Source organism: Pseudomonas sp. R4-39-08, from assembly GCF_003852275.1.
In the GTDB taxonomy this organism is placed as follows: domain Bacteria; phylum Pseudomonadota; class Gammaproteobacteria; order Pseudomonadales; family Pseudomonadaceae; genus Aquipseudomonas.
In genome coordinates this window covers 3,188,496-3,203,026 of record NZ_CP027733.1, presented here as the reverse complement: position 1 = coordinate 3,203,026, position 14,531 = coordinate 3,188,496, and the positions used below count along the sequence as shown (strand labels likewise).

Annotated in this window: 27 protein-coding genes and 1 pseudogene; 7 read left to right on the top strand and 21 right to left on the bottom strand. The window is 57.4% G+C overall.

The genetic code is table 11. From position 1 onward, the window contains the following. Window positions 1-34: 34 nt before the first annotated feature. The 21 genes and pseudogenes from C4J88_RS27765 to C4J88_RS14670 all read right to left on the bottom strand — a co-directional run. Window positions 35-184 (bottom strand): annotated as a pseudogene (locus tag C4J88_RS27765) (reverse transcriptase); the annotation flags it as partial. Next, window positions 169-666, bottom strand: a complete 498-nt coding sequence (locus C4J88_RS14765; RefSeq protein ID WP_124407383.1) for an HNH endonuclease — start codon at window positions 664-666, stop codon at window positions 169-171. The pseudogene C4J88_RS27765 and the gene C4J88_RS14765, both read right to left, overlap by 16 nt. A 9-nt stretch (window positions 667-675) precedes the next feature. Then, window positions 676-1,155 carry a hypothetical protein gene (locus tag C4J88_RS14760; RefSeq protein WP_124407382.1) on the bottom strand — a complete coding sequence of 160 codons (480 nt, stop codon included), beginning with the start codon at window positions 1,153-1,155 and terminating at the stop codon, window positions 676-678. 57 nt (window positions 1,156-1,212) lie between these two features. Further along, window positions 1,213-1,440: a hypothetical protein gene (locus C4J88_RS14755; RefSeq protein WP_124407381.1), complete on the bottom strand. Its 228-nt coding sequence runs from the start codon at window positions 1,438-1,440 to the stop codon at window positions 1,213-1,215. A gap of 172 nt (window positions 1,441-1,612) precedes the next feature. Further along, on the bottom strand, window positions 1,613-2,206 hold the full coding sequence (locus C4J88_RS14750) for a hypothetical protein (protein WP_124407380.1): 594 nt from the start codon (window positions 2,204-2,206) through the stop codon (window positions 1,613-1,615). 7 nt (window positions 2,207-2,213) lie between these two features. After that, window positions 2,214-2,711, bottom strand: coding sequence for a siphovirus Gp157 family protein (locus C4J88_RS14745; RefSeq protein WP_124407379.1), 498 nt, complete (start codon window positions 2,709-2,711; stop codon window positions 2,214-2,216). Further along, window positions 2,708-3,439 (bottom strand): hypothetical protein, encoded by a 732-nt coding sequence (locus C4J88_RS14740; RefSeq protein ID WP_124407378.1) that lies wholly within the window; start codon window positions 3,437-3,439, stop codon window positions 2,708-2,710. Before C4J88_RS14740 ends, C4J88_RS14745 begins: the two co-directional genes overlap by 4 nt. A gap of 43 nt (window positions 3,440-3,482) precedes the next feature. Next, on the bottom strand, window positions 3,483-3,719 hold the full coding sequence (locus C4J88_RS14735) for a DUF551 domain-containing protein (RefSeq protein ID WP_124407377.1): 237 nt from the start codon (window positions 3,717-3,719) through the stop codon (window positions 3,483-3,485). A 43-nt stretch (window positions 3,720-3,762) separates the two neighbouring features. After that, window positions 3,763-4,266, bottom strand: a complete 504-nt coding sequence (locus C4J88_RS14730) for an HNH endonuclease (RefSeq protein ID WP_124407376.1) — start codon at window positions 4,264-4,266, stop codon at window positions 3,763-3,765. A 139-nt stretch (window positions 4,267-4,405) separates the two neighbouring features. Next, window positions 4,406-4,951 carry a hypothetical protein gene (locus C4J88_RS14725; protein ID WP_124407375.1) on the bottom strand — a complete coding sequence of 182 codons (546 nt, stop codon included), beginning with the start codon at window positions 4,949-4,951 and terminating at the stop codon, window positions 4,406-4,408. Further along, window positions 4,948-5,085 (bottom strand): hypothetical protein, encoded by a 138-nt coding sequence (locus C4J88_RS27425; protein ID WP_164487718.1) that lies wholly within the window; start codon window positions 5,083-5,085, stop codon window positions 4,948-4,950. Before C4J88_RS27425 ends, C4J88_RS14725 begins: the two co-directional genes overlap by 4 nt. Then, window positions 5,082-5,294 carry a hypothetical protein gene (locus C4J88_RS14720; RefSeq protein ID WP_124407374.1) on the bottom strand — a complete coding sequence of 71 codons (213 nt, stop codon included), beginning with the start codon at window positions 5,292-5,294 and terminating at the stop codon, window positions 5,082-5,084. The genes C4J88_RS27425 and C4J88_RS14720 overlap by 4 nt, the downstream gene beginning before the upstream one ends. Continuing rightward, window positions 5,291-5,719 (bottom strand): hypothetical protein, encoded by a 429-nt coding sequence (locus tag C4J88_RS14715; RefSeq protein ID WP_124407373.1) that lies wholly within the window; start codon window positions 5,717-5,719, stop codon window positions 5,291-5,293. Before C4J88_RS14715 ends, C4J88_RS14720 begins: the two co-directional genes overlap by 4 nt. A gap of 14 nt (window positions 5,720-5,733) precedes the next feature. Further along, window positions 5,734-6,033, bottom strand: a complete 300-nt coding sequence (locus tag C4J88_RS14710; RefSeq protein WP_124407372.1) for a hypothetical protein — start codon at window positions 6,031-6,033, stop codon at window positions 5,734-5,736. A gap of 21 nt (window positions 6,034-6,054) precedes the next feature. Continuing rightward, entirely contained in the window at window positions 6,055-6,252 is a 198-nt protein-coding gene (locus C4J88_RS14705; RefSeq protein ID WP_124407371.1) for a hypothetical protein, read from the bottom strand. A gap of 28 nt (window positions 6,253-6,280) precedes the next feature. Further along, window positions 6,281-6,532, bottom strand: coding sequence for a hypothetical protein (locus C4J88_RS14700; RefSeq protein ID WP_124407370.1), 252 nt, complete (start codon window positions 6,530-6,532; stop codon window positions 6,281-6,283). A gap of 814 nt (window positions 6,533-7,346) precedes the next feature. Beyond that, window positions 7,347-7,610, bottom strand: a complete 264-nt coding sequence (locus C4J88_RS14695) for a hypothetical protein (protein WP_124407369.1) — start codon at window positions 7,608-7,610, stop codon at window positions 7,347-7,349. Between the two features lie 64 nt (window positions 7,611-7,674). Beyond that, window positions 7,675-7,929, bottom strand: a complete 255-nt coding sequence (locus tag C4J88_RS14690; protein ID WP_124407368.1) for a hypothetical protein — start codon at window positions 7,927-7,929, stop codon at window positions 7,675-7,677. Window positions 7,930-8,368: 439 nt separating this feature from the next. Continuing rightward, window positions 8,369-8,584, bottom strand: a complete 216-nt coding sequence (locus C4J88_RS14685; protein ID WP_124407367.1) for a hypothetical protein — start codon at window positions 8,582-8,584, stop codon at window positions 8,369-8,371. A 92-nt stretch (window positions 8,585-8,676) separates the two neighbouring features. After that, a complete protein-coding gene (locus C4J88_RS14680; protein ID WP_124407366.1) occupies window positions 8,677-9,144 on the bottom strand; it encodes an OmpH family outer membrane protein in 468 nt (155 codons plus the stop codon). A 491-nt stretch (window positions 9,145-9,635) separates the two neighbouring features. Further along, complete coding sequence (locus C4J88_RS14670; protein ID WP_124407364.1) at window positions 9,636-10,370, bottom strand: S24 family peptidase; 735 nt, start codon at window positions 10,368-10,370, stop codon at window positions 9,636-9,638. Window positions 10,371-10,453: 83 nt separating this feature from the next. Between C4J88_RS14670 and C4J88_RS14665 the strand changes: the two genes are divergently transcribed. The 7 genes from C4J88_RS14665 (at window position 10,454) to C4J88_RS14635 (ending at window position 14,484) form a co-directional block, all read left to right on the top strand. Beyond that, the gene (locus C4J88_RS14665; RefSeq protein WP_065950843.1) at window positions 10,454-10,693 is read left to right on the top strand and encodes a hypothetical protein; all 240 of its coding nucleotides are present in this window, start codon (window positions 10,454-10,456) and stop codon (window positions 10,691-10,693) included. Window positions 10,694-10,722: 29 nt separating this feature from the next. After that, a complete protein-coding gene (locus C4J88_RS14660; RefSeq protein WP_040267807.1) occupies window positions 10,723-10,917 on the top strand; it encodes a hypothetical protein in 195 nt (64 codons plus the stop codon). Window positions 10,918-10,936: 19 nt separating this feature from the next. Further along, window positions 10,937-11,182, top strand: coding sequence for a hypothetical protein (locus C4J88_RS14655; RefSeq protein ID WP_124407363.1), 246 nt, complete (start codon window positions 10,937-10,939; stop codon window positions 11,180-11,182). A gap of 86 nt (window positions 11,183-11,268) precedes the next feature. Beyond that, the gene (locus C4J88_RS14650) at window positions 11,269-11,490 is read left to right on the top strand and encodes a hypothetical protein (RefSeq protein WP_124407362.1); all 222 of its coding nucleotides are present in this window, start codon (window positions 11,269-11,271) and stop codon (window positions 11,488-11,490) included. Continuing rightward, window positions 11,487-12,494 (top strand): replication protein, encoded by a 1,008-nt coding sequence (locus tag C4J88_RS14645; protein ID WP_124407361.1) that lies wholly within the window; start codon window positions 11,487-11,489, stop codon window positions 12,492-12,494. The genes C4J88_RS14650 and C4J88_RS14645 overlap by 4 nt, the downstream gene beginning before the upstream one ends. Beyond that, window positions 12,491-13,831, top strand: a complete 1,341-nt coding sequence (gene dnaB / locus C4J88_RS14640) for a replicative DNA helicase (protein WP_124407360.1) — start codon at window positions 12,491-12,493, stop codon at window positions 13,829-13,831. Before C4J88_RS14645 ends, dnaB begins: the two co-directional genes overlap by 4 nt. Beyond that, on the top strand, window positions 13,831-14,484 hold the full coding sequence (locus tag C4J88_RS14635) for a hypothetical protein (RefSeq protein ID WP_124407359.1): 654 nt from the start codon (window positions 13,831-13,833) through the stop codon (window positions 14,482-14,484). Before dnaB ends, C4J88_RS14635 begins: the two co-directional genes overlap by 1 nt. Window positions 14,485-14,531: the final 47 nt, after the last annotated feature.

The window sequence follows — 14,531 nt, the reverse complement described above, 5'->3', positions numbered from 1 at the left end:
GCCGGCTGGCGTGATTCGTTGATATGGGTTCTGGTTATTTCTTCTGGTAGGTCTTCGTCATCGCCGCGTTGACGCTATTGCCGCGCTTCAAAACGACACGGGCGAGTGCTGCCCGGTCTCTCTCGCTGTGGCTGGCCTGGCTGAGCAGGCCGAAGTAGCTGTTGGCTGCTATGCGACGTGCTTCCAGATCCGGCGGCAAACAATCGCGCTGATCAGGGCCTGGGTTACACCGTACCGCCTGGCCAGGACGACGCCACCAAACTCGCGGCTGTGCGGCTTGAACAGAGACCTGATCTCGACGACTTGGGCCTCGGTCAGTTTGGCTGCCGGATGTCGCTCACCTGTTCCGTCAGTTCCGTGGAGCTTCTTGTCAGCCTCGTTCTGGATTGGCGTGCCATAGGCGAGATTGCCAACGTGGCCGTTGGTTTTGTCGCCGTCCAGATGGCGACAGATATTCCCTTCCGGTACCGGCCCGATAAAGTGCATGGCGACCAGGCGATGGACCAGAAAGCCTTTGGAGACCTGCCTGTTCCACAGCTTCACCTTTGGATACCCCTTCCTGTCGAAGTAGTGGCTCTTTATGTGAGGTCCGCGCCTTACCCGTCCGTGATCGCTGACCTCGTATCCGGGCCAGTCCAATATCGGCCGCCATTGCTCTTCAGGCATATCCAATCCTCAGGAAGTGACGTAAATACGGCGGACAGGGCGCGCGAGCCGCTCGAGGAGCTTGACGTTGTGGTTGAGCCAGCCATCTTCAAAGGCCATGGAGTAGGCGTGGTTGGCGGAGCGCTGCGTGCTCAGGTGGTGGTATCGCTCTTCGTTCATTTCCACCAGGCCATCAGCCTTGGCTGCCATCACCAGCTGCCCCTCCAGGCAGGACGGGATGTGCCCGCCCAACTCCAGAGCCTTGATAGCAATCACACTGCCGGCCTCAGCCATAGCTCTGGTATTCGCCTCGCCGTCGCTGTAGCTGTCGGCGCCTTCGATTTTCACGCCGTACTCGCCCCAAGGGCCGCTTAGCTCATCAGGTAGCAGGATCAGGGCGCGCTCTACGCCGTTGAGCCAGTAGCGGGTGACGAATACACCGCCGGCCAGAGGTTGGCCGCGCTCAGGGAGTTCTGCGGCGAGTACTGTTTGCTGTGCTTGCTTGGTCATGGGGTTACTCCGGGTAAGCGCCGCCCTCCGGTTACCGGATGCAGCGAGTAGGGTGGGTTATTCGTCGTGGCAGATTCGCAGCGATTCGCGGGCGTAGGCGAGTTGAAGTTTTGCCGACACGTTTTCTGGTATTTCATAACTGTGTCGCGGCGGAGCGAGGAACTGCGCTGATCCTGTTGGGCCAAGGCTGTGCAAGTGGTGAATCATCAGCGTAATGGCCTCGCCCTGTTCCTCGATGCCGTGCCACGCCATCAGGTCAGCCAAGGCTTGGCGGGTGCCGGCCATGGTGTGGAGTCGCAATTCTTCCTCGCCGCGAGTCTTTCGCCTCGCCGCGAGTCTTTCGCCTCGCCGCAGTCTTTGCCGATCGTTCTTTCTGCGCGGCTGCCATGGCCTACCTCTTCTATTCCGCTGGCCGGCAGTGCGAGCCAGGTTTGACGTTTGCGTTGCTGGGTGCGGGCTATGAATCGCATGAAGTGCTGCCCTGGCGCGCTTTGGGGTAGTCGATGCCGTGGGCGGCGATGATCCGCTCGAATGCCTTGTTGCCGATTTCCATTTTCCCGCAGCACTGTCGCCGGGATATGCCCAACTCAAGAAAGGCACGAATCCTTTCAGCGAGCTTAGCGTCTCGCCCTTCGTCGACTTCTTTGCGCAAGAGGTTGCGTGCACCGCCTCGGGTTGGCGCCTTGAAGGTGATGTCGTGCCTGGCGGCGTGGTTGTAGATCAGCCGCCGACTTACGCCCAGAGCGGCGGCGACTTCGGTCTGGGTGTGCGTGACGCCGAGCTGGCGTATCTGCTCAACCAGCTTGAGGCGGGCCTGGGTGCGGAGGTCGTCCCTGTCGAGTGGAAGGGCCTCAGCTTCAACCCGGCGCCGGACAAACGCTTTCGGGGCGGGCGGCATCTGAGTGCTGTAGGTGATTGGCTTCGGGATATAGCCGCTGGATGGGCCTTCTTCGATGACGCCGCCGGCCGCCAGAAACTGGGCGACCTGGGCAGCCAGTTCGTCCGAGGCGCCGCGAAGGCGTTCTACTTCGTTCTGTAGGATGCTGATCATGATGACCTCACTTGATGCTGATCGAGCTTTTGCCGATCTCAGAGTGGGCGCCGGGGACTTCCTGGCCATCCTTCAAAGCCTTGGCGATGGCTGCCTTGTCCGGTGCGCTGGTTACTTTTACGTTGACGAAGTCGTCAGGGATGGCCTTTTCATCGTCGATGACCACGATAGGCTTGCCCTTGCCGCAGGTGATGGTGAACAGGGGGTGGGTGATCTTGGTGATCCCGGCCGCGTCCATGTTCGTGCGCAGGTACTCCTTGAGGCTTTCCTTGCGGTTGTTGATGATCCGTTTGCGCTCGGTGAGCCGGTCAATCTGCGACTGAATAGCCTCAAGGTCGCCGTCAATGTTCAGGGTGATCATGGCGATGGCCTTGCCCTTCTCCTGAAACTCGCCTTCGATGCCTTCCATGGTGTCGCGCAGGGCGACGGCCAGGTCTTCGTCGGCGGTCTCGGCCAGGACGGCCAGTTCTTTGAACTGTTCGGCAATGGTGTAGAGCGTGGTCATGCTGCTGACTCCTGTTCGAATCGGGCTTTCTGCTCGTCGTACTCGCGCACAATCCGGGTAACGGCCTTGTTGTCGTTGCGCAGCGTCAGGCGGCGCACGGCCACGTCATGGAACGACTTGAGTTCCTTGGGGGTCTTGGCTGTTTTCAGGGACTCAATGACTGATGAGATGTATTCCAGGCGCTCCAGCCTTTGGCGTTCTTCCTCAGCGACCTTGTCTTCGGCCTGCTCGATGGCCTGCTCGTCCGCCAGGGCGTTTACGTAGTCCTTGTCGTCGAACATCCCCAGGAACACGTCGGCACTGAACCCAAGCATCGACAGGGACTTCTTGATGGCGTCGGTCAGAGACTTCTTCGGGGCCTCGCCATCGGTCGTTGTGCCGTACTTGCTCTTGTAGAGGTACGGTGTGCAGCCATACTGCTCGAACTCGCCGCGTTCGCCGTCCTGCTTGATCCAGAAGCGGATCTTCACGGTGTGGTTCAGCTCAAACCCCAGCGTGGCGCGCTTATCTCCTTCACCGACGAATATCTCGGCGCCCTTATCGAAGCGTTCTTCCAGCACCGTCCAGCCAAACCCAATGCCCACCGGCCCGAAAATCTCCGTGGCCTTCATGATCATCGCAGTACCGTTCAGGCTGGTGATCTGCTGGCCGCCGACCTTGGCGTCTTTGGTGTAACGGGTGTCGGTCTTCTCGACGCGATTCCAGATCTGCATGTTTTTATCGGACATGACTATCTCTCCGCGCCACCGGAGAGGGGCGCTGTGAAGGGGGTTATTGGGCTGGCGATTCTGGAATCGGCATCCAGTGTGTGACAGCGTCAAGGCTCATCGCCCTGGACTCTCCGAAGATCGTCCAATACTGGTGGCCGAACTCACAGAGGTAGCCGGCGCCATGCCAATTGCAATGCCAGTCGATACTGCCGGTGTTCATCCAGCTTTCTGTATTCAGCATGACAACCACTTGATTAAGCTCTGGAAGCCGTTCGCTGCATGCAATCCATTCGTTCATGAGAGTTCCTTGCCGCGATGCTCGCAGCGATTGAAGGTGTTGGTTATTGGTGCGGGAGGGTGTCGTTGTTGCAGAATTCGCCGTGTAGCTTTTCGCGGCCTTGCTTCACTGCTTCAGCAGCTTCATCAAGGCACCGGAAGGTTCCTAAATTGTAGGTTTTTCCTTTGTATCCAACCTGGGCATACCAAGCGCTGTCATTCCAAAAACGATGCACACCTTTAACGCCAGATCGCGGGAGCTTGTGCTTCCGGTTCATTAAGTTCTGCTGCCTATCAGCAACCCTTAAATTTTCCCACCGATTGTCTTCACCGTTGCCATTTATGTGGTCAATCTCATGCGGCGGGAAGCTTCCAGTCATATAGAGCCAAGCGAGTCGATGGCAGTAATATCGCTTTCCGTCCACGCTTACCCCCAAGTAGCGGTGTCCGTGCGGGTGACCAACTATTGTTCCGGGTGGCTGGTTAGAGACCTGAATCTTTCTAGTGAAAGACCCGGTCTCGGGGTCGTAATTAAAAAGTTCAAGCAGTCTTTCTTGAGCGGGAGCCATAGATACTCCGTGGCTTAGAAAGCTGGTGCAATTCGATCAGCGAGCGCGCCGAGCAACATCACGAAAGTAAAGAATGCGAGTGCTATGGCAGACCCGCGCCAGAAGCAGTAGCGCTTGGCTCTTTGGTAGGAGGTCACGGTTACACCTGCTTGCGGTAGCCGGCTTCGTACAGGGTGTTAACAACAATCCATATTGTCGCGGCCGAGCCGTCGCGCGGCACATTGAAAAGTTTCGCCATCTCTTTAGTTGCGGCTTTTCGCTCGTCATCGGCGATCTGCTCGGGCGTGCGGATGGGGCGGAAAAGCGTTGGCTCGGCACAGCCGCACCAGCATCCATTCTCGTAGGTGAATAGCGCGGTATGGCTGCCGTTGTAGTTTGGCTTTACCGCGAAGATCTCGACCTTCTGCCACTCATGTACGCGCTTGTGCTCACACACCGTCCCAACAGGCGGCAGGCCTTCACCGGGCCATGGCGCAGGGCGAGGAGTCACGTAACTGAAAGACTCGCGCCGCGAATTGTGGAACGAGGCGCAAGAACGGTCGCCGCCGCCATATGGGAATGACTTCGCATGTTCAAGGTTTTGGTGTTGCGTTTTGCCGAGCCAGAACTCCTTGATGCCAAATCCAGTTTCGTGCAGACCGTGCGCATCCGCCCACTCGGGCGCCTTGCTCCAATCAATGTTCATACGCTCACCTTGCAAGTCCAGCGGCCCGCACACTTGCAAGGCTGCTCGATCCATTTCACGTCTACCAGAAACAAGAAACCCTGATTTCTCAGGGCCTCGGCGATACCTTTGAATGATACGGCGATGATGGTCATGACGCCTCCTTGAGCTGCGTATTGCGCTCGACGAACTTGGCGTCCAGCGCATCTCGGTAGCGGTTGGCGGTTCGGGTATCGATCATCTCGGCGAACTCCGCCATTTCGATCATCCCCATGGCGAAGGTCCGGTCGGGCACGGGTGTGCAGGAGCGGGACATCTTCGCGACTTCCAGGCCCAGGCGGGCCAGGGCGACTGATGCGTTCATAGTTCGTCATCCTCGGCCTGGGCGGCCAGTGCGTCGTCAGCAAGCGGCCGCAGTAGGCCCTCTGCAATTTCTCCAAGCTTGCCGAAGGCGTGGTCGCTGCGCCCGAGCAACTCCGCGATAGCGTTCTTATCCGGGTCGCAGTAGCTCGCCGAAATGAGCAGCCAGCCCAGGGCTGAAGAAGAGATCTCGCAATCAGCCAGCCGGCTGTTCACATGCTCATCCACCGCCGTGGCGAATTGCTGCATGGTGACACCCTGCGATTTGCGCATGTGGCGCTGGAACAGGACATCACTGCCGAACCGCACCAGCTGCTCGGTGGAGTTGTACAGCCACTCACTGCGGGCAATCTCCACCGCCGACTCGCTCACTGGAGGCGGCAACTGAGCGTCGTAACGCTCCTGGCATATCTTCAATGCTGCGTTCATGGTCGCCTCCAGGTTCAGATATAGGTTTCGTAGCCGCCGCCATCGCTGGCGCCCCAGTCCATATCGGAAATATCAACGTCGTCGTCGATGCATCCGCCGCTGTCGCGCAACAGGCGCTCACCGTACTTGGCGATGTTGCTGCGCTTATTGCCTGGGTTGGCTTTTTCCCAAAAGGCTTTGGTAGCGCCGTACTTCTGCTTACTGGACTTGCACGACTTGGAGCAAAACTTGCCCCATCCTCGCTTTCGGTCGGCAGTTCGTGCCGTGAACGTTTCGGCGCACCATGCGCAACTCACTTCAACTGTTGCGCTCATGGCGACCTCCAGTGTTTGGGGTTAGGCGGAGACTGCGACCGGGACAGCTTCACGAAAGCGCGAAGGGCTCCAGTCGCAAGACTCGTCAGCTGGGATATGGCCGAACATCGCGGTGCAGCGTTTGCAATGCACGCAGTCGCCGCAGGTCTTGCCATCGGGCAAATTCATTTGATCGGCGTTGCCCGCCTGCCGTGGATACGGCGCTCGTTGCTCAGGCATAACTCTCTCCATTCGTTGGTTCGCCCGGTTAGGCGGGCAGATCAGACCATCCCTGAACCATTCCAGAGTGGTATTCGCCGTAGTTTGAGATGTACTCCCGGCGCGAATCAGGCCCAGGTTCGAAAAGTTCGGAGAGCGGCGTGAAGTGACCGGCCTCCCTGTGCTGCGGGGACATGAATATGCCCAGGCAGTAGCGGAATTCCTCGACCGTAAAGTCTTCGAATCCTGATTGATGGCCAAAGCAGTACGTAGCGACTCGGATTCGGTTGCCGGCTTTCATGGTCGACTCCAATTGTTTGGTTCACCTGTATTCGTCAACACTCATGCCTCCCGCTGGTTGCCGATGGGCGCGGGGTGAGTGCTGACGTAATAGAGGTGGGGAAGGGTGCAGGCGCCCGGCACTGCCCGGGATGTGTCGAGTCTGGCCAGCTATGCCCTCGGACTCGCCTGCGGTGTTCGTCTTCGTTTTGGTTGGGCCTACCTTTCGGCTGATGCGCGGTGACATCGACGACCCTGCTTTCCGCTGCCTGTTAGGGTGATGGGCGAAGCCTTCAGGCTTGCAACGCCACGCAGGTGAATCGTTGATCTACTTCATGGCGGTAGCTCCTGTTGTTCGCTCACTGGAAAGGCAGTGGACACCTATGGAATGGGTTGCCAGATCACGCACCAGATCGTCGATTCACACAGGCTTATCCGCATTGGCGGCACCCACATGGTCGTGTCAACTGGTCGGGGGAGATAAAGAAATGATAAATTTGCCCCGTAACGCTCTGGCTGGTTCCGTTGCCCACGGTTTCCTTGGGTTACCGGTTACGTCTCCGGCGCCGAGTTCCACGGCCGTCTCCAGTTCCTCCTGACTTAAGTGCACCCTCGGTCAGGCGATTTGATGCAGGTGGGCGGTTATAGGCCGCAGTTTCTTCCGCATTGGGGTGTGAGCTGCATGACGTTTGTCTGCCTTTGCTCTCACGCTGGCTGGCGGTACTCAGTTCACACTCCGATGCGGCCTTGATCCTCCGCACTCGTTCACTTTCGTGCCGGTCGTCGTCTCACAAGGGATCGGGCAGTTAACGACATGCTGTCGTGGCGCTGGTTGTTCAGTCGAGGCCGGTTTCGGATGGCGCTATGCGGACCAGCATTGCCATCCGCTCGAAGGTCGCCGCAAGCTCATCACGGCGCGCCTTCGACTTGGGAAGCCAGAAGGTCACGGCGCTACGGTCGTCGTCCTCTGGCGGGTGGTGAAGGCGTTCGCTGCTGTGCAAGATCATCTGCACTGCGCTGTAGGTCAGTCCCGTGTTGGATTGTTTTTGGATCTCGACCACTTCACTGGTCAGCTCCTGGCTATACACGTTGATTCGCATGGTCATGCTCCGGGTTGTCTTCCCGATGCCCACCGCTCTGGATGGGCATCAGTGAAAAGGTCCGTCATGCTGCGAACAGCTCTTGCTGATGTGGCTGCGGTGTGCAGCGCTGGAGCCCGGCGCGTATGGCCGATTCCAGAAGTACGGCGTCGTGCTCAAGCTCAGGGAATTCCCCGGCAAATTCGCTCACCGCGCTGCGCAGTCCTGCTGCCTCACGCTGCAGAGCTGGAATCACGATGCTGATCATGTTTGCGATCGTGCGCGGATCCAGGCTGCACTCCCGGCAAAGCCGGATGTAGTCGAGCATGTACTTCGGCATTTCACTTCCTCCGTTGATTTCCAATGCCGCCTCGTAGAAGCGGCATCAGTAAATCTGTGGGTGTTTCTTCTCCACCACGCAACACTTCCGAGTCGTCTCTCACCGGCGTCGCACATTTCGTGTTCGATGCTGTTCCGGTTTGGAAGCGTGGTTTCGCGTACTCACATGAGGGAGTACGGCAGCTACCAGAGGCTGCATGGACGACGGTTTAGCTTTCTCACCACCGGGGTTGCCGGTACGTCGTTGGGTCACGTCAGGTTGTGTAAAGAGCGACTCCGTAATGGAGCGGGCTGTGAGGCCCTGGCGAGTCCCTGTTGGGTGACTCGATGGAGTGAATATGTACCAATGGTTCATATTGGTCAAGTACCAAAAGTACATATTTTTATCGTAGGCAAAAAAAAGCCCGCTCAGTGGCGGGCCGCTTGGATGGTGCGATATGTCAGTCCGAGCCTTGGGCTTTTAACCTGGCCAGCGCCTGCTTGATGTGCCCGGCATTCTCGCCAAGCGTCTCCAGGGCGCCCCGAACATTCTCGTCAGCCTGGGTGCCGCCTTGGCTAACGGTCCACATCGACAGTTCCATGATGGCTGCCTCTAGGGCGAGCTGGTTCTCATAGATGCGTTCGAGCATATCGGGAAGGGAGTAGGGTGCAGGCATTGAAAGGCTCCGAGAATGGGAGCCGAAAGAATAGCAGGAGGGCAGAAACAAGAAGCCCGGCTGTGGAGCCGGGCTTAAGGCGGATGTAAAAGTCAGCTAGCCAAGGAGAAGACAAACTTTAGCGCCACACCAAGCAGTGCAGAGGCTATAGCGCCGATAACGATGGCGCCACCAAGGTATTTGCCCATGGTCACTTTGATGCCATTAACGTCTTCTCCCACCTTTTTTGTATCCGCCTTGATACTGCTAATATCTTTTTCTATTCGCTCAAACCTAGATTCTGATATTTTCTCAAGCGCCTTGTCGCGCTCTGTCTGGGCCGCAAAAAAACCAGCGAATTTTTCAGATAGGGCCGCGTCTCGAGCTGCCTGCTCGGCCCTGAATGCCTCCTGTCGAATATCGAGCTCGCGCTGTAGCTGCGTGTCACGAAGCGCAAGCTCCTTGCGAAAATCATCAGAGCGTCGTTCCTCCGAGCGCTCCATTCTGTCGATGCGCTTATCCATCCGCTCTTCAATAGCGGACAGGTTTTGGCTGAGCTCTTCGCGTGTGATGTCATTCATGTAGCGAGTATCGCTCAAGTTTTTTTGATTGTCTGTAGGCGTCTCTTCATCTGCCAGGACAGGCCTATTGAATAAGACGACTTGGTCGAAATGCCCTCTAAGGTCTTCTGGCGACTGAAATCTACTCACTGTCATCTTCAGGCGCCTCTTCGAACTCTATCTCTGCTTGCTGCGGATTTTCGTCCACCCACTCTCGAACCTTTCTAGCCCAATGCGTACGTATGTATCCACATTCATTGCAATAAATTGCTAATGTGGAAAAGTGTGTGGCTTGAGGTCCGTCACGCAAATTGGTCACCAAACGGTAAGACATGCCATTTGAGGCAGATCCAACGACCGTCCATACATTGCTCTGGCACCCAGGGCATGGCGAATCCGCAGTCTTTGCCTGAAGAAATCTGACGAAGTCAGCAGTTGATACGGAATATTTGTGAGGTGTTGCGGTTTCTTCCGACATGGGCGTCCTTGAATGACCGGCTAAAATCCTGTGGTTAAAGCATCCCGCCGCGCCAAACCACGCGTCCAATAATGCGAACTTCGTTTATCTCCCCATCACGCAGCGTCTCATCGCCATAGCGCGTCTTGTCCGGGTTGTCGCTACGAATAATCCACCCTTCAAAGTCCGACTTCACCAGGCGCTTTACGATCGTGCCTTTTGACTCGCTCTGCATGGCGAAGATCTGGCCGTCCTTCGGCTCCACTCTCGACTCGTCCACCAGCAGCACGTCGCCGTCGTTGATGGTCGGCTCCATGCTGTTGCCGCTGGCATAGATCACGTCCAGGTGCTTCTGGTTGAGGTTGTTTGCGCGCAGCCATGCCGATTTGAACGCCATGACGCCACGGATCTCGACGTGCGGGTTGTCGTCCCCGTCGCCGGTTGAGCCACGCGCAGTCAGTTGCAGCACGCCCGTGTAGCCAGGCTCATCGTTCAGATCGAAGCTTCGCGGGGGAGTGGGGTCTTCACCAATCGTCGGCTCTGACTCGCGCATTCCACCACGCCCGTATTCCAGCCACTCGACCCTCACATTAAGCGCCGAGGCCAAGGCGAGCATCTTCGCGCCGCCAGGCATCGATTCGCCGTTGAGCCACTTGCTACATGCCTTTGGGGTCACCTTCGCCATTTTGGCGAGACGCACGCCCGCCCCCCACTCAGGAATCCCGGCCTCGGCGAGGGACTGCTTTAAGCGCGCTACGAAAGAATTGCGGATTTCTTCTATTTGAACCATGGGTTCATGTTCTCACGCGCTTGCATGTACTTTCAGTTCCGACATAAGATGTACCGTAAGTTCATATTTGACTCGGAGGCCATATGCGGCCGCTCAAGAAATCGATTGACGATGCTGGTGGTGTTCCGTCTGTGGCCTTGGCCTGCGGGAAGACCCCGCGCGCTATCTACAAGTGGCTTGTTGCCGACGCGCTGCCGCGCACCGAGTACACCGGCGAAACCCAATACGCCAAAAAGATTGCAGAACTGGCTGCTGCCAACGGCAAGCCATTCGAACCCGCCTGGCTGCTCGCCGAGGCGCACCCAAAAAAATCAGCCGCTTAACCCTTTCGAACAACCAAGGAGCCTCACCAATGGCATACGACGACACGCGCCACCTGAAAGACCGGGAGATCAAATCCCGCTACGACGATGAAACCTACGAAGCGTTAAAGGCCGTGGCCAGGCTGCACAAGTTGCAGCTAGCTGTGTTCGTGCGCATGTGCGTCGAGGAGAAGTTGGAAAGCATCGTTGAACCGAATGCTACCGGTAAACACATGCAGGCCTGAAGGCCCTGAAGGAGGCTATGTGCCTGAAACCACGATCTGCCACGGGATCGATGGGCGCCTCTACGAAAAGCTTGAACGGTTGGCGGAAGCAGCAGGCATGACGCCTGACGAATACGCCGCAAAGCTTGGAGCGGAGCGTTTTTTCGAGAAGACCAGGCCAAAAGGCGCCGGGAAGATCCGGCATCTACCAACAACAAGGCGTGACCCGCCGAAGCCCGGAATAGGGACTGAAAAAGGAGGGCCTGATGAAGACCTCAACCCATAACCCCAAATCGCAGGCACAAAAAAGCCGGGGTGCGATCCCGGCTTTTTCACAGCGCTTGCAAATATCGTTTCAGTCTGGAGCCGATTATGCACACCTCTAATATTGATGTACAGGCCCTGAATGATCCCGCGCCACGTTTTTCTATATCTGAAAACGTGGCGCGCAGTAATTTCCATCTCGACGCCGCAATGAGCGCCGCGAAGCAGATTCGCTTCCAGTACTCCAAGCCCTCCAAGAATCAGCTCGTGCGTGAATGTCTTGATCAACTACAAGCATTCCTGGCTTCGTCGAAAGGCGTCCGCCCATGAGCAATGTCATTCCTCTCAAAATCACCGGGGGTTTCACCCGGATGGAAAACAAGCTCATCGAGGCCTTGATGGTTGTCGATCTGCCTGGGCGCGAACTGAAGGTTGCGCTGTACGTTGCCAGAGCCACCATAGGCTATCAGGTGGCCGAAGCACGCATCCAGGCTACCGAGATATCCAAGGCGACCAACATTCATCCTGACGTGGCTTCCAAGGCCATCAGCCACCTATTGAAGCGCCGCATCCTGTATCGGGTTGGCGGAGCGCGTGGCGATATCGGTATCAGCGAGCCTTCTGAATGGATCTTCTACGACACAAAAAAAGAATGTCCGACTCAGACCATATCGTCCGACTCAGACCATTCAAGCCGAGTCGTCAGCATTGCGAGACAGACCAAATCCGACGACTCCCTTCTCTATACAAAGAAAGAACCCCTAGTAACTGTTTCTACGAAACAGATTACTGCCCCCCAAGGGGCGGAACCTACTCACCCTGAAATCAGAACCGAAAAAACGGCACCGCTGGTTTCGTTTGATGGCGAAGATTTTGAAGTCGACGCCACCCTGATCACCAAGTGGGCAGAAGCCTACTCACCGATTGACGTTGAAGCCGAGATTAAGCGTGCAGCCGCCTGGGCCAGCGGGAGCAAGCCGAAGAAGGACTGGCGCCGCTTCCTGGTCAACTGGCTGGGCCGCGAGTTCAAGAAGAACCCAAGCGGCGCTTCCGAGGCCGGCGTTCCGGTGGACAAGATCATCGATCTGTACCACAAGATCTGTCCGAATCTGCCGGCCGTCACCGTGGCGAGCGATAGAGTTCTGCGCAGCATGATCGCCGAACGCTGGAACGAGTCACCGCTGCACCAGAGCGGCCAGGGCTTCTGGCTCACGTTCTTCCAGAAGGCGAACAACCGCAGTCAGGTGTTCTTCCGTGGTGCCAACGTTGCGCCGCGACTTGAATCACTTGTCAGTCGGGCCGTTTTCCGCGAAGTCTCGGAGGCCGCCCAATGATGGACCTCCATAGCCTCGAGGCGGAACACGGCGTGATCGGCGCCATGCTCTGCCAGCCGCACCTGATCGACGTACTGAGCGACGACCTGTCTGCCGATGCCTTCGCATGGGAAGACAACGCTGAGCTGTACCGTCTGATCCTTGAAATGCACGCAGACGGCCAGCCGGTTGACGTGGTAACGCTTCATGATCGCCGCGCCGAACTGTCGAGCGGTGTTCGTGTAGCTGCCTACGCCGCCGAAATCCAGGCCAGTACGCCCAGCGTTGCTAATGCTCAGGTCTACGCCAAGATCATTCGTCAGCGTGCCGTGTGTCGCCTGATGTCTGCCGCCGCCGCACGCATCAACGAGATTGCCCACGAGGAGGCGAGCATCGAGGACAAGATTTCCCTTGCTCAATCCATCGTTCTTGGTCTGGACAGCACTGGCAGTGATGGCGAGTGCCAGATGATCGGCGACATCCTGATCGAGCACGTTGAAGTTCTCCAGCATCGCCTGGACAAGTTCGCGGCCGGGATCGTGATCGACGGCCTGGGTACCGGCATTCCAGATCTGGATACGTACACGCAGGGGCTCAAGTCCGGTCAGATGGTCGTTGTGGCCGGCCGGCCAGCGATGGGCAAGACCACCCTGGCCATGAACATCGCCGCCGACGTGGCGATCAATCAGAAAAAACCGGTGCTAGTCATCAGCCTGGAAATGAGCAAGACCCAGCTGATGGATCGTCTGCTTGCAGCCGTAGGCGGGATTCCTCTCCCATCGCTGAAGACTGGTGAGTGCAGCAATGATCACGCCACCGAGCTGAACATGGCGGTCATGCGCCTACGTGACGCGCCGATTGCCGTGTCGGACGTCCCGGTGATGACTATGCCGCGCATCCGTTCGATTTCCCGTCGCCAGTCGCACCGCATGGGCTCGCTGGGCCTGGTGGTGATCGACTATCTGGGCTTGGTAGAGGGCGAAGGGAAGGGCAGGACCGAGGATGTTACCGCCATGTCTCGCCAGATCAAGCTCCTGGCCCGGGAGCTTGATTGCCCGGTGATCATCCTTTCCCAGCTCAACCGCGGCTGTGAAGGCCGACCAGACAAGCGCCCGGTACTCAGCGACCTGCGCGAGTCCGGCGCTATCGAGCAGGACGCCGACATCGTCATGTTCGTGTACCGCGATGAGGTTTACCACCCAAACACCCAGGACAAGGGTATTGGCGAAATCATCATCCGCAAGAACCGTGATGGCGAGATCGGCACTGTGCCGACAGCCTTCCAGGGCGCCAAGTCCCGATTCCTGCCGCTGGCCAACCACGCCCGCCAAGACAACGTCGTGAAGGTGAATTTCTGATGAGAGAGCGCAGAGCGGTTTATCACCACCAAGGTTATCGCCTTAGGTCGTACACGGAGTTGCTTTGGGCGCGAGTGCTTGAGGCGGCAGACATTTTCTACCTCTATGAGCCTGACCTGATTCGTGTGGATGACGGGTTTTATTTACCCGACTTCTGGCTTCCGAATGTCGGGATTTATGTGGAAGTGAAGGGCGACTGGCCAACTGAGGAAGAGGTTCACAAAGCAGATGCAGTCATGGCGCGCACAGGTCGCGAGGTAGTTTTCCTTTGCGGCAAGCCTGAGTCCGACATGGAAAGTCTTATCAACTGCGGGATGTACGCCCGCGGCACCAACGGCTGGCACAGCAATATTTCGCCTTCAGACCTTCACTGCCTCGTTCTTGACCATGTAGGGCTTGCCGCTTGGGGCCTGATAAGGGCCGCGGTGCAGTCGGATGATATGGATTGGGTTCGACCGGTCGGACACATCATTGAAGAGTTTTTTCTCAAACAGGCTGATCGGTCCGACATGGAGAAGGTTCTTCGCTCCACGCACGAAGAAGCAAATTCAGAGCGATTAGCAATTACCCGAGAAATATCAACCTGCGAGCGCGGCCTGAAATGGTTCTTAGATCGGCAGGAGTTCCGCAAATCTCAGAGGGCGGCAGCATGAAACGAGCAAACCCAGCACAGCTACACCAATCCCTTGAGATGGCTAAC